This window comes from Nonomuraea sp. NPDC059194, assembly GCF_042754765.1.
Classification (GTDB): Bacteria; Actinomycetota; Actinomycetes; order Streptosporangiales; family Streptosporangiaceae; genus Nonomuraea.
The window spans coordinates 147,828-160,070 of record NZ_JBHZBH010000004.1 but is presented as its reverse complement, the minus strand read 5'-3'; the positions used below and the strand labels follow the sequence as shown (position 1 = coordinate 160,070).

The 12,243-nt window shown below is 71.0% G+C and carries 15 protein-coding genes; 12 read left to right on the top strand and 3 right to left on the bottom strand.

Features of this window, described 5'->3' with window-relative positions:
- Positions 1-101 precede the first annotated feature (101 nt).
- From ACFXJ8_RS08000 to ACFXJ8_RS07990, 3 genes are read left to right on the top strand one after another with little or no spacing between them, the layout of a single operon-like run.
- The gene (locus tag ACFXJ8_RS08000; RefSeq protein ID WP_379643087.1) at positions 102-728 is read left to right on the top strand and encodes an LGFP repeat-containing protein; all 627 of its coding nucleotides are present in this window, start codon (positions 102-104) and stop codon (positions 726-728) included.
- 52 nt (positions 729-780) lie between these two features.
- Complete coding sequence (locus ACFXJ8_RS07995) at positions 781-1,401, top strand: LGFP repeat-containing protein (protein ID WP_379643086.1); 621 nt, start codon at positions 781-783, stop codon at positions 1,399-1,401.
- 38 nt (positions 1,402-1,439) lie between these two features.
- Positions 1,440-1,742, top strand: coding sequence for an antibiotic biosynthesis monooxygenase family protein (locus tag ACFXJ8_RS07990; RefSeq protein ID WP_379643085.1), 303 nt, complete (start codon positions 1,440-1,442; stop codon positions 1,740-1,742).
- Here the strand turns inward: ACFXJ8_RS07990 and ACFXJ8_RS07985 are convergent.
- Both ACFXJ8_RS07985 and ACFXJ8_RS07980 read right to left on the bottom strand, forming a co-directional pair.
- On the bottom strand, positions 1,714-1,917 hold the full coding sequence (locus ACFXJ8_RS07985) for a hypothetical protein (RefSeq protein WP_379643084.1): 204 nt from the start codon (positions 1,915-1,917) through the stop codon (positions 1,714-1,716). The genes ACFXJ8_RS07990 and ACFXJ8_RS07985 overlap by 29 nt on opposite strands.
- A gap of 74 nt (positions 1,918-1,991) precedes the next feature.
- The gene (locus tag ACFXJ8_RS07980) at positions 1,992-2,135 is read right to left on the bottom strand and encodes a hypothetical protein (RefSeq protein WP_379643083.1); all 144 of its coding nucleotides are present in this window, start codon (positions 2,133-2,135) and stop codon (positions 1,992-1,994) included.
- Between the two features lie 77 nt (positions 2,136-2,212).
- On the opposite strand from ACFXJ8_RS07980, the gene ACFXJ8_RS07975 reads away from it, so the two are divergent.
- From ACFXJ8_RS07975 to ACFXJ8_RS07950, 6 genes are read left to right on the top strand one after another with little or no spacing between them, the layout of a single operon-like run.
- Positions 2,213-4,060 (top strand): ABC transporter substrate-binding protein, encoded by a 1,848-nt coding sequence (locus ACFXJ8_RS07975; protein ID WP_379643082.1) that lies wholly within the window; start codon positions 2,213-2,215, stop codon positions 4,058-4,060.
- Positions 4,053-5,042, top strand: coding sequence for an ABC transporter permease (locus ACFXJ8_RS07970; protein ID WP_379643081.1), 990 nt, complete (start codon positions 4,053-4,055; stop codon positions 5,040-5,042). The genes ACFXJ8_RS07975 and ACFXJ8_RS07970 overlap by 8 nt, the downstream gene beginning before the upstream one ends.
- Entirely contained in the window at positions 5,039-5,857 is an 819-nt protein-coding gene (locus ACFXJ8_RS07965; protein ID WP_379643080.1) for an ABC transporter permease, read from the top strand. Before ACFXJ8_RS07970 ends, ACFXJ8_RS07965 begins: the two co-directional genes overlap by 4 nt.
- Positions 5,850-6,803 (top strand): ABC transporter ATP-binding protein, encoded by a 954-nt coding sequence (locus ACFXJ8_RS07960; RefSeq protein ID WP_379643079.1) that lies wholly within the window; start codon positions 5,850-5,852, stop codon positions 6,801-6,803. Before ACFXJ8_RS07965 ends, ACFXJ8_RS07960 begins: the two co-directional genes overlap by 8 nt.
- Positions 6,800-7,708, top strand: coding sequence for an ABC transporter ATP-binding protein (locus ACFXJ8_RS07955; RefSeq protein ID WP_379643078.1), 909 nt, complete (start codon positions 6,800-6,802; stop codon positions 7,706-7,708). The genes ACFXJ8_RS07960 and ACFXJ8_RS07955 overlap by 4 nt, the downstream gene beginning before the upstream one ends.
- Complete coding sequence (locus ACFXJ8_RS07950; RefSeq protein WP_379643077.1) at positions 7,705-8,640, top strand: LD-carboxypeptidase; 936 nt, start codon at positions 7,705-7,707, stop codon at positions 8,638-8,640. The genes ACFXJ8_RS07955 and ACFXJ8_RS07950 overlap by 4 nt, the downstream gene beginning before the upstream one ends.
- Before the next feature lie 29 nt (positions 8,641-8,669).
- Here the strand turns inward: ACFXJ8_RS07950 and ACFXJ8_RS07945 are convergent, their stop codons facing one another.
- A complete protein-coding gene (locus ACFXJ8_RS07945) occupies positions 8,670-9,641 on the bottom strand; it encodes an adenylate/guanylate cyclase domain-containing protein (RefSeq protein WP_379643076.1) in 972 nt (323 codons plus the stop codon).
- A 44-nt stretch (positions 9,642-9,685) separates the two neighbouring features.
- Here ACFXJ8_RS07945 and ACFXJ8_RS07940 point away from each other — a divergent pair, with 44 nt between their 5' ends.
- The 3 genes from ACFXJ8_RS07940 to ACFXJ8_RS07930 all read left to right on the top strand — a co-directional run bounded on the left by ACFXJ8_RS07940 (position 9,686) and on the right by ACFXJ8_RS07930 (position 12,181).
- Complete coding sequence (locus tag ACFXJ8_RS07940; protein ID WP_379643075.1) at positions 9,686-10,372, top strand: sugar phosphate isomerase/epimerase family protein; 687 nt, start codon at positions 9,686-9,688, stop codon at positions 10,370-10,372.
- Positions 10,369-11,445 carry a Gfo/Idh/MocA family protein gene (locus ACFXJ8_RS07935; RefSeq protein WP_379643074.1) on the top strand — a complete coding sequence of 359 codons (1,077 nt, stop codon included), beginning with the start codon at positions 10,369-10,371 and terminating at the stop codon, positions 11,443-11,445. Before ACFXJ8_RS07940 ends, ACFXJ8_RS07935 begins: the two co-directional genes overlap by 4 nt.
- A gap of 88 nt (positions 11,446-11,533) precedes the next feature.
- Positions 11,534-12,181: a class I SAM-dependent methyltransferase gene (locus tag ACFXJ8_RS07930; RefSeq protein ID WP_379643073.1), complete on the top strand. Its 648-nt coding sequence runs from the start codon at positions 11,534-11,536 to the stop codon at positions 12,179-12,181.
- Positions 12,182-12,243: the final 62 nt, after the last annotated feature.

Sequence of the window (12,243 nt, the reverse complement as noted above, 5' to 3'; positions counted from 1 at the left end):
AGGCCAGACGTCGTCAAGCGGCCCTCAAGCGGCGGAAGCCCAGGTGAAAGCGGTCGGGCTTACACAGGAGTCACCGAAGCCCGCCCGAAGGGACCGCATCGATGACCCACACCTCACGTTCACTCCTGGCCCTCGCGGCGAGCGCCGCCACCGCGGCCGCCGTCCTCGCGGTACCAGCCGCAGCACAGGCCTCGACCGCGGGAGCCGTACCGGCCTCGACCGCCAGGGCGTGTGACGTCCAGCTCGTGGCGCCCCACGGCAGCCTCATCGGCGGCCTGTGGCGCGCCAACGGCGCAGCCAACAGCGTCTACGGCTGCCCCACCACCCAGGAGTTCGGCTTCCCTGACAAGCTGGGCTCCTGGCAGCGCTTCAGGAACGGCAAGATCGTCTGGTCGCCCAACCTCGGGGACGGCACGCTCGTGCGCGTCTTCGCCAAGGGCGGTGGCACCGCCGTCTTCAAGTGGAGCGGCCTCGGCCGTGACTGGGACTTCTTCAACGTCCGCTGGAGCAAGGACGGCGGCCGGGCCACCCAGGTCAAGGTCGGCAGGCTGACCCCGTGGAGCGGCCAGTTCACGCTGTCGCCCTACGGGCAGGACGGCCTCGGCTCCACGACCGGCGGCCACGAGGTCAACACCTTCGCCTTCGTCGTGCAGGGGTGCGACCGCGGCACGTTCAGCTCCGACTGCGGCCCGTGGAGCATCCCGACCTCCGTCAGACTCGCCCACTGAATCTTCCACCAACATCTTCACCAACATCTTTCACCAACCCTAAGGACCACTCATGCCCACCACTCGTGCCCTGCTCGGCGCCGCGGCCGTGACCGCCGCCGTCGCCCTCCTCGCGCCCGCCACCGCCCAGGCCTCCACCACCCAGGCCTCCACCACCGCGGCCACCAGCTCCTGCAATCCCGCGTTGATCGCGCCCCATGGCAGCCTCATCGGCGGCCTGTGGCGCGACAACAACGGCGAGAACAGCGTCTACGGCTGTCCCGTCACCCGGGAGTTCGGCTTCGAGAACACGAAGGGCTCATGGCAGCGGTTCGAGAACGGCAAGATCGTCTGGTCACCGAACGTCGGGGGCGGCGCCCTGCTGCGCGTGTTCAAGAAGAACGGGAAGATGTTCTTCAAGTGGGACGGCATGGGCCGCGACTGGGACTTCTTCAACGTCCGCTGGAGCAAGGACGCCGAGCTGGGCAACAGGACCACGCAGGTGAAGGTCAAGCGTCTGACCCCGTGGAGCGGTCAGTTCTCGATCACCACGAATCCCGCCGTCGACTTCGAGAGCACGTCGAGCCACGGCAGGTCGACCGACACCTGGCGCTTCGTCGTCCAGGGCTGCGACCGCGGCACGTTCAGCTCCGACTGCGGCCCGTGGAGCATCACCAACGTCTACACCTACTAAGGTGATCGGATCGGCACCCGCACAGAGGAACCCTCTGATTGATCGCCCGAATCTGGCACGGCACCACTCCGATCGAGAAGTCGGCCGCATATCTGCGGCTGATGCGCGAGGTCGCGATCCCCGACTACCGATCGACCCCGGGAAACCGAGCCGCCTACGTGCTGCACCGCGAGGAGGACGGCGTCGCCCACTTCTGCACGCTGACGTTCTGGGACTCGGAGGAGTCGATCGCCGCCTTCGCCGGCGACGATGTCACCGTCGCGAAGTACTACGACTTCGACGGCGACTACCTGCTGGCGAAGGAGCCCCGCGTCACCCACTACCACCTGTACGACCAGTGAGCGCCCAGGCGGGGCCTGTCGAGCGGACCTGACGCACCATCGAGAAGAACAGCCCGCTCGGGCTCTCGTGGTCGGCCCAGTGCACGATGTCGTTGCCCCGCTCGGCGATCCTGCGGAACAGCGCTGACCCGCCGTGGGAGACGCCGGTCAGCACCGCCTTCTGGTCGATCGGCATCCCGGCCGCGCCCTCGTAGGACGTCCACGACGACGAATCACACGTGTCGGTCAGCCAGTACAGCGAGACGTTGGTCAGAGCTCCCGGCCGGGCCAGCCGTCGAACTCGTGGAAGCGTTCGACGAGGTAGGCGAGCTGCGCGACGGGCTCCTTCAGGTAGTCGAGGGGTGGGAGTTCGTTCCTCTTTAGAGCCTCGAAAAGTTGGTGGGTGAGGCTCATAAGCGTTCACGATCGTTGGGGTGGCGCGCTCCGGTCGCCAGCATTCGTACAACCCCACCCCCCGAGGAGCACACCCCATGTGGATTGGAAAAGCGCTGCTCGCCGCCGCGCTGCTGACGAGCGCGGCCGTCCCCGCCACCCCCGCGCAGACCACGCTTCAGGAGCCCGCGCGGCAGGAGACCACGCTGCGGGTGAAGATGTCAGGCTCGGGCGTCGACACGCTCAACCCGTTCCTCGCCTTCTTCAACGGCGCGCTCGACATCTTCGGCACGATCTACCCCTCGCTCAACTCCCTCGACGAGAACGGCAAGCCCGGCCCCTACCTGGCGACCGAGTGGACGCAGGGGCCTGACCAGCTCACCTGGACCTTCAAGATCCGCGAAGGGCTGACGTGGAGCGACGGGCGGCCGATCACCGCCGAGGACGCCGCCTGGACGCTCGACCTCGTCAGGACCGACGCCGTGGCGGGCACCGCCAACGGGTCGCTGGTCAGCAACGTCGAGCAGGTCACCGCGCCCGACCCCACCACGCTCGTGATCAAAACGAAGAAGCCGCAGGCGAACGTGATGTACGTGAGCATCCCGATCAGCGGCATCCCCATCGTGCCCAAGCACGTGTGGGAGCCGCACGTGAAGGGGCTGAAGGACTACAAGAACGACACCTTCCCCGTCGTCGGCTACGGTCCGTGGACGCTGACCGACTACAAGCCCGAGCAGTACGCGAAGTTCGACGCCAACAAGGACTTCGTGCTCGGCGCGCCCGGCTTCGACCGCCTCATCCAGCAGAGCTTCAAGGAGTCGGACGCCGCCGTGGCGGCCCTTCGCAGCGGCCAGCTCGACTACATCAACGGCGTCAACCCCACCCAGTTCACCGCGCTCAAGGGCGACGCCTCGCTGCGGGCCGTACAGGAGGTGGGCAACGGGTGGACGGGCATCGAGCTGAACCCCGGCGCCAAGACCCGCAGCGGCAAGCCCATCGGCACCGGGCACCCGGCGCTGCGCGAGCAGGTCGTGCGTGACGCGATCGCGCTGGCCATCGACAAGCCCACGCTGGTCACCAAGGTCATCAACGGCCTCGGCCAGCTCGGGCACGGCTATCTGCCGCCCGCCTGGCCGCAGTGGAGCTGGAAGCCCACGCCCGAGGAGGAGCACGTCTTCGACCCGGCCAAGGCCAACCAGCTGCTCGACGCCGCGGGCTACGCCAAGGGCGCCGACGGCGTCAGAGTCGACCCGAAGAGCGGCAAACCGTTGGCCTTCAGGCTCGGCACCCACTCCGACGACTCGGCCGACGCCGCCATCTCCACCTACCTCGTCGGCTGGCTGCAGGCGATCGGCATCAAGCTGACCATCCAGCCGCTCAGCATGAGCGCCCTCAACAGCGACCTGGCCAAGGGCGACTGGGACATCCTGATGGACGGCTGGACCACCGGGCCCGACCCGACCTACCTGCTGGGCATCCAGACCTGCGCCACCCTGCCGAAGGACGACGGCACCGGCGGCAACACCGAGGCGTACTACTGCGACAAGGACTACGATGCGCTGTTCGAGCGGCAGCTCACCACGGCCGACCCGGCCGAGCGCGCGAAGATCGTCGCGGAGATGCAGCGCACGCTCTACCTGGCCAACGTCGACCAGATCTTCTACTACGCCAACACCCTCGACGTGGCCCGCACCGACACCGTGAGCGGCATCATCACCGGCGCGCCGAACGCCGAAGGGCTCCACCCCGCCCAGACCGCCTTCTGGAGCTACCTCAAGGCCGCGCCGCCCGCCGCCAAGGCGAAGACGACCGGCTCGGCCGGCGGCGGCGCCGGCGGTGAGGCCGGCGGCAGCGGCGTGTGGCTCGGGCTGGGCGCGCTGCTGATCGTCGCCGTCGGCGGCGTGCTGGTCGTGCGCCGCAGGAAGACGGCGGGCGACCGTGAGTAGTGCCTCCTCCGGTACGGCGGTGCGCGGCTTCGGCCGCCACCTCGCCGAGAAGCTCGCCGCCGCCGTGGTCAGCTTCTTCGTCACGCTCGTCATCGGCTTCGTCATCTTCAGCCTCATGCCGGCCGACCCGGTCAGGACCCTCACCAGGGGCCGGCCCACCAGCGAGGCCCAGCTGGCCCAGCTGCGGCTGCAACTCGGCCTCGACGACCCGCTGTGGCTGCGCTTCCTGTCGTTCGTCGGCGACACCCTGCGCGGCGAGCTCGGCTACTCCTGGCAGTTCCAGCAGCAGGTCTCCACGCTGGTCGCCGAACGGCTCGGCCCGACGCTCCTGCTGATGGGCACCTCGGCGGCCATCTCGGTCGCGCTGGGGCTGTGGCTGGGCATGCGCAGCGGCTGGCGGCAGGGCAGCGTGTTCGACCGGATCACCTCCGGCGCCTCGCTGACCCTGTGGTCGGTGCCGACGTTCTGGCTCGGCATGATCCTGCTCGTCGCCTTCAGCATCCCCGGGTTCTTCCCGGCGGGCGGCATGAGCGACCCGTCCCTTCCCGGCACCGACGTGCTCGACGTCGCCCGCCACCTCGTCCTGCCCTGCCTCACCATGGTCCTGGTGATCTTCGCGCAGTACGTGACGGTCATGCGGTCCTCGATCATCGACGAGCGGGGCGCGGCCTACCTGCTCACCGCACGCGCCAAGGGCCTCACCGACGCCGACGTACGGCGCAGGCACGCCGCGCCCAACGCCCTGCTGCCCTCGGTCACCATGATCTTCATGCACCTCGGCACGCTGGTCAGCGGCGCGATCACCGTCGAGGCCGTCTACTCGTGGCCGGGGCTCGGCTACCTCACCTACCAGGCACTCAGGATCCCTGACCTGCCCCTGCTCCAGGGCACGTTCATCATCTTCAGCGCGAGCGTGATCATCATGAACCTGCTGGCGGACCTCGCCTACCGCTTCCTCGACCCCAGGGTGCGTGCCCAGTGAGGTCCCTGTTCTGGGGCGTCGGCGTGCTGGCCGCCTTCGCGCTGCTCGCCCTCACCGCCCCCCTCTACATCGGCGACGCCGACCTCAACGTCGTCAAGGTCACAGGACCGCAGCTGTCGCCGCCCGTCGACGGGTACCCGCTCGGCACCGACCAGGCGGGACGCTCGGTGCTGCTGCTGGTCATCTGGGGCGCGCGGGAGTCGCTGGCCATCGGCCTGATCGCCACCGCGCTCACCGTGGTGCTCGGCAGCGCCGTCGGCCTGCTGGCCGGGCACTACCAGGGCGCGGTCGGCAAGGCGCTGATGCACGTCACCGACTGGTTCATCGCGCTGCCCAGCCTGCCGCTGGCCATCTCGCTGTCGGCGGTGCTCGGCCAGGGCGCGGCCTCCATCACCGTCGCGATCGCCGTCACCTCGTGGACGGCCACGGCCCGCCTGGTCCGCGCCCAGACCCTCGCGGTGGAGGCCAGGCCGTTCATCGAACGGGCCAAGGTCCTCGGCGCGGGAAACGCGCAGGTGATGCTGCGCCACGTGCTGCCCAACGTCCTGCCGCTGATCCTCGTCTCCAGCACGCTGACGGTCGCCTCGGCGATCCTGTCGGAGGCGACGCTGACCTTCCTCGGCCTCGGCGACCCGACCAGCGTGACCTGGGGCTCCATGCTGCAGGCCGCCTTCTCCGGCGGAGCGGTCACCGCGGGAGCCTGGTGGTACCTGCTGCCGCCCGGAGTCGCGATCCTCGTCGTCGTGCTCGGCTTCACGCTCTCCGGGCGGGCCGTCGAGCACCTACTCGACCCCAGGAGGGCCGCCCATGCTTGAGGTACGCGACCTGAACGTCAGCTACGGCGCCGCCCATGCCGTCAGAGGAGTGAGCTTCGAGCTGGGCCGCGGCCAGACGCTCGGCGTCGCGGGCGAGTCGGGCTGCGGCAAGTCGACGATGGCGCTCAGCCTGCTGCGGCTGCTGCCCGACACCGCGCGCGTCACCGGCAGCGTGCTGTTCGAGGGAGAGGACCTGCTCACCGCGCGCTGGGCCCGGCTGCGCGCCGTCCGGTGGAACGCCGCCTCGGTGGTGTTCCAGGGCGCGATGAGCGCGCTCAACCCGGTCCGCACGGTCGGCGACCAGATCTGCGAGCCGATCCTGCTGCACGACAAGGTAGGCGCGAAGGCCGCGCGGAGGCGGGCCGCCGAGCTGCTCGACGCGGTGGGCGTGCCCGCGCGCCGGGCGGGCGACTACCCGCACGAGTTCTCCGGCGGCCAGCGGCAGCGCATCATGATCGCGATGGCGCTGGCCTGCCGGCCCGACCTGATCATCGCCGACGAGCCGACGACCGCGCTCGACGTGATGGTGCAGGCGCAGATCCTGCGGCTGCTCGGCGACCTGGTCCGCGACTCGGGCATCGGCGTCATCATGATCAGTCACGATCTCGCGGTGCTGGCCCAGATGTGCGAGCGTCTGGCCGTGATGTACGCGGGGCGCATCGTCGAGACCGGCCCGGCGCGGGAGCTGATCAGCGATCCCCGCCACCCCTACACCAGGGCGCTGGCCAGGGCGTTCCCCACCATCGGCGACCCCGCGTCCAGGCTGGCGCCCGAAGGGCTGCCAGGCGACCCGCCGCGGATCGCCGACCTGGGCGACGGCTGCGCGTTCGCGCCCAGGTGCGCGTCGGCGGAGGCCGCGTGCCGTACCGGATTGATAGAGCTGTGGCCGCTCGCTGCGGGCCGCGCCGCGGCCTGCGTGCGCGTGCTGGAAGGAGAGGCCTCATGACGCCGGTGCTGGAGGCGCGCGGGCTGGAGATCGCCTACGGGCGGGCCCGCGCGGTCGACGGAGTCGATCTCGAGGTACGGCAGGGCGAGATCGTCGCCCTCGTCGGCGAGTCGGGCTGCGGAAAGTCGAGCCTGGCCCGCGCGCTCGTCGGCCTGGTCAGACCCACGCGCGGCGAGATCCGTTACCAGGGCGCGCCGCTGGACTACCGGCGGTTGAAGGAGTACCGCCGCCATGTCCAGCTCATCCTGCAGGATCCCGGCGGGGCGCTGAATCCCCGGCAGACCGTCCGCGCGGCCGTCGCGGAGGGGCCGCGCCTGCACGGTCTCAAGGGGGACGGCGTCAATGGTGACAGGGTGACCTCGGCCCTGGCCAAGGCCGGGCTGCGGCCACCCGAGGACTATCTCAGGCGCTACCCGCACGAGCTGTCGGGCGGGCAGCAGCAGCGGGTCGTCATCGCGGGCGCGCTCGCCCTCGAACCGTCGGTGATCGTCGCCGACGAGCCCGTCGCCTCGCTCGACGCCTCCGTCAGGGGCGAGATACTCAAGCTCATCCTCGGGCTCAGGGACGAGCTCGGGATGTCGGCTCTGGTCGTCAGCCACGACCTCGGCCTGGCGTGGAACATCGCCGACAGGGTCGCGGTGATGTACCTCGGCAGGATCGTCGAGACGGGAACCGTCGAGGAGGTGCTGATCAGGCCGCGCCACCCCTACACCAGGGCCATGCTCGCCGCCGCTTCGGGCACGGCGACGCCGTTGCAGGGCGAGCCGCCCGACCCCGCCCGCATCCCCGCCGGATGCCGTTTCCACCCCCGCTGTGCCAGCCGTACCGACGAGTGCGGTTCGATCGACCCGCCCGTGCGCGCGGGCGTCGCCTGTCATCTCACTGTTTTGGAGGAGATTTCGTGATCCGTCCGCCTGCTCTGCGACCCGGCGACCGTGTGGCGGTGATCGCCGCGAGCGGCCCGCCGAACCAGGACAACCTCGACCGCGGACTGCTTGCCATGGAGGCGATGGGCCTCAAGCCGGAGGTCTTCAGCGCCGTCCGCATGGGCGGCACCGAGTACGACTACCTGGCCGGCGACGACGTCACCCGCGCCGCCGAGCTGACCGCCTCGCTGGCCGACCCCGCCTTCGCCGCCGTCTTCTGCGCGTGCGGCGGGTACGGCATGCAGCGCACACTCGAACTCGTCGACTGGTCGCGCGTCCCCGCCGACCGGCCCAAGGCGGTGGTCGGCTACTCCGACGTCACCGCCCTGCTGGAGGCGCTGGCGGCCAAGCTCGGCTGGGTGTCGCTGTTCGGCCCCATGGTCGCGTGCGACGGCTTCTACCAGGGGCAGGGACAGTACGACTTCGACCAGCTGATGAAGCTCCTCTTCACCCCCGAAGACGTTCGTGAACTGACTTTTCCGGACTTCAGGACGGTCGTGCCGGGCATCGCCGAGGGCCACACGCTCGGCGGCACCGCCACCCTGCTGGCCGCCTCCCTCGGCACCGACACCAGCGTCCCCGCCCGCGGCGCCATCCTCTTTCTCGAGGACGTCGACGAGGAGCTGTTCCGCCTCGACCGCTACATCACCCAGCTGCGCCGCGCCACCTACAGCGACGGCGTGGCCGGCATCCTGCTGGGCACCTTCACCGACTGCGGCGACCCCCGCGACGTCGAACGCATGCTGGTCGAACGCCTCGGCGACCTCGGCGTGCCCGTCATGGCGGGCGCCGACATCGGCCACGGCATCGCCATGCAGACCTATCCGATCGGCGTACGGGCCCGCCTCGACACCGAGCGCGGCACCCTGACCTTCCTGGAGCCCGTGCTCACCCCGCCCCTCGTCGACTGAGCTGTCCACTGAGCAGGCGAGCGGGCGCCTCAGTCCTGGGGCGCCCGCCGGACCAGGGAGGGCAGCAGCTCGCCCAGGCCCTTGGCGGTCATCGGCTCGGCGGTCACCAGGGCGAACCCGGCGGCGGCCGACAGGTCCTGAGCGAGCGCCGGGTCGGCCAGCACGCCGCCGGCCGGGGCCAGCGACGTCAGCCTGCTGGCCAGGTTGACGGTCGTGCCGAACACGTCGCCCATCCTGCTGATCACCGGCCCGATCGCCAGGCCCACCCGCAGGTCGGGCATGGCCTTGTCGGGCGCGTGCACCTCGACCAGGCGCAGTCCGATCTCGGCGGCCACCCTGGCCAGGTCGGCGACGAACAGCACCGAGTCGCCCAGCGTCTTGACCACTCTGCCGCCCGAGGAGGTGACGACGTCGGCCGAGCGGCCCTCGAACCGCTCCACCAGCCCGGCCAGCTCCTTCTCCGGGATCTGGCGGCTCAGCCTGGTGAAGCCGACCATGTCGGTGAAGCCGACGGCCAGCCGTACGGTGCCGACCTCCTGGTCCACGATGCGCCCGGCGGCCGAGGCGAGCTGCCGCCGCCAGGTGTAGACCAGCAACTGCTCCAGCGAGGGCACCACGCGGTCGGCCCGCGCCCGCCAGGCCGTCGGCCGCTGCGCCAGCGGCACGCCCGCCAGGTCGAGCGTCTCGGCGCCCAGCTCGGCCTGCGACTCGGCCAGGCTCGCCGCCGCCCTGCCGAGCGCCCTGGTCACCAGGAGCATGTGCTCCTCGTCGTAGCAGCCGTCGCTGACCAGGCCGACCAGCGTCTTCAACGCGTCGACGTCGGCTGCGGTGAACACCACCGCGTCGTCGGCGACGTTCGCGAACCCCAGTGCGCGCCAGTAGCGCCGGGCACGGTAGACCGGCACCCCGGCCATCGCGGCGACCTGACGGCTGGTGTAGCGCCTGGGCTGGCGGAGAAAGGCCTCTGCCAGCAGGTCGATATGAGGATCCTCGACCGTCATGGGGACATTGCACCACACACCTGGCGTAGTTAGCGTTCAACACCATGAGGTCTTATGCCGTCCAGCTCTACACCCTCCGAGACCATCTGGCCGCCGACCCCTCCGCCACCCTCTCCAGACTCGCCTCCCTCGGCTACGAGGCCGTCGAACCCTTCGACCTCACGCCCGTCGACGGGTTCGAGGTCCACTCCGCGCACGCCCCACTGCTCGGCCCCGACAGGGAGGAGTACCTGAAGGTCGCCGACACGCTGATCGTGCCCATGGTCGACCCCGAGGAGTTCACCACGGCGGAGGGAGTCCGGCGGACGGCCGACGCCCTGAACGCCGCGGCCGCGTGGGGCAGGGAACGCGGCGTGCGCGTGGGCTACCACAACCACCACTGGGAGCTGGCCTCGCACGTCGGCGGCCGGTCCGCGCTGGAGGCGCTGGCCGACCTGCTCGATCCCGAGGTACTGCTGGAGGTCGACGTCTACTGGGCGGCGGTCGGCGGAGCCGACGTGCCCGCGCTGCTCGACCGGCTGGGGGAGCGGGTGCGCTTCCTGCACGTCAAGGACGGCCCCGCCAACCTGACCGACCCGATGACCGCCGTGGGCTCGGGCACGCTGCCCATCCCCGACATCCTCGCCGCCGCGCCGCAGGCCATGCGCGTGGTCGAGCTCGACAGGTGCGCCACCGACCTGTTCGACGCGCTCGCCGAATCCCTCGCCTACCTGCGCGAGGTGGACCGGTGACCGGAGTCGCGATCGTCGGCTGCGGCAACATCAGCCACCGCTACCTCACCAACCTCGCCGCCCTGCCCGAGCTGCGGGTGGTCGCCTGCGCGGACCTCGACGTGGACCGCGCCAGAGCCGTCGCCAAGGAGTACGGCGTGCCCGTCGCGGGCGAGGTCTCCCAGGTGATCGACCACCCCGACGTCGAGATCGTCGTCAACCTGACGGTGCCGGCCGCCCATGCCTCCGTCGCGATGGCGGCCGTCGAGGCGGGACGGCACGTGTACAACGAGAAACCGCTGACGCTCGACCCCGCCACCGCCCGCACGTTATTGACCGCCGCCGAGCGAGCCGGGGTCAGGGTGGGCTGCGCGCCCGACACCTTCCTCGGCGCGGGACTGCAGACCGTCGCCCGCGCGATCGCGGCGGGCGACATCGGCCGGCCCCTGTCCGCGATCACGCTCCTGCAGGGGCCAGGACCCGAAGGCTGGCATCCCAGCCCCGAGTTCTTCTTCAAGCCGGGCGCGGGGCCGCTGTTCGACATGGGGCCCTACTACCTGACCGCGCTCGCCGTGCTGTTCGGGCCCGTCACCAGGGTGGCGGCCAACGGCAGCAAGGCCCACGCCAGGCGGACGGTCGGCTCGGGCCCCCTGGCCGGCACCGTCTTCGACGTCGAGGTGCTCACCCACGTGAGCGCGTTGCTGGAGTTCGCGGGAGGGCAGCGGGCGACGACCGTGTTCTCCTTCGACTCGCCGCTGGCGCGGGGCGCCTTCCTCGAGCTCACCGGCACCGAGGCCACGCTCGCCGCGCCCGACCCCAACAACTTCACCGGTCCGGTACGACTGCGCCGTACCGGTGCTCCCGACTGGAGTGAGCTGCCGGTGTCGGGCACCACGGCGGGCCGTGGCATCGGCGTGCTGGAGATGGCCCGCGCGATCGCGGCGGGGCGGCCGCACCGGGCGTCGGGCGAGCTGGCGCTACACGTCGTGGAGGTGATGACGGCGATACTCCAGTCGGCCGACGAGGCCCGGTTCGTCCCCGTCACCTCGACGTTCGTCCCTCCGGAGGTGTGGGAGGACCATCCGGCCGAGTGAGCCCCGGCCGGGCATCCACGCCGCGCGTGTCCGGCGGGGGTGCCAGGGCCCACCTGAACTGTCGGTGGCTCTTGGCATGATCCCGGTCGTGACCACCTCTCCGCTCACCCCCTTCCCGGAGGCCGCCGCCTTCTGGAACGCGGCCGCCGACTCCTTCGACGAGGAGCCCGACCACGGGCTGCGCGATCCCGCCGTGCGGGAGGCATGGCGGGCCCGCCTGGCCTCCTGGCTGCCCGCTCCTCCTTCGAGCGTGCTCGACGTCGGGTGCGGCACCGGCTCGCTGGCGCTGCTGCTGGCCGAGGAGGGCCACACGGTCACCGGGGTCGACCTGTCGCCCCGCATGGCCGAGCTGGCCAGGAAGAAGCTGGCGGGCCGCGCCGCCCAGGTGATCGTCGGCGACGCGGCCGACCCGCCCGTGGGCGACACCCGGTTCGACGTGCTGCTCTGCCGCCACGTGGTGTGGAACCTGCCCGACCCGCACGCCGCCCTGCGCCGCTGGCGCGAGCTGGTACGGCCGGGCGGCAGGCTCGTGCTGGTCGAGGGCAGGTGGGGGACGGGCTCCGTCGAGGGGATGCCGGTCGAGGGGATGCCGTGGGCGGGCGGCGTCAGGGCGGACACGTTGGCGCGGGCCGTGCGTGACCTGGTCGCCGAGCTGCGCGTGGAGCCGCTGCCCGATCCGAGGCTGTGGGGCAAGGAGATCGACGACGAGCGCTACGCCCTCATCGCGACGGTCTGAGCCGACTGTGGCCCGGACACAACACAGGGGGGTCGCGCTGTGGTGAGGCCATCTTGGCCGGC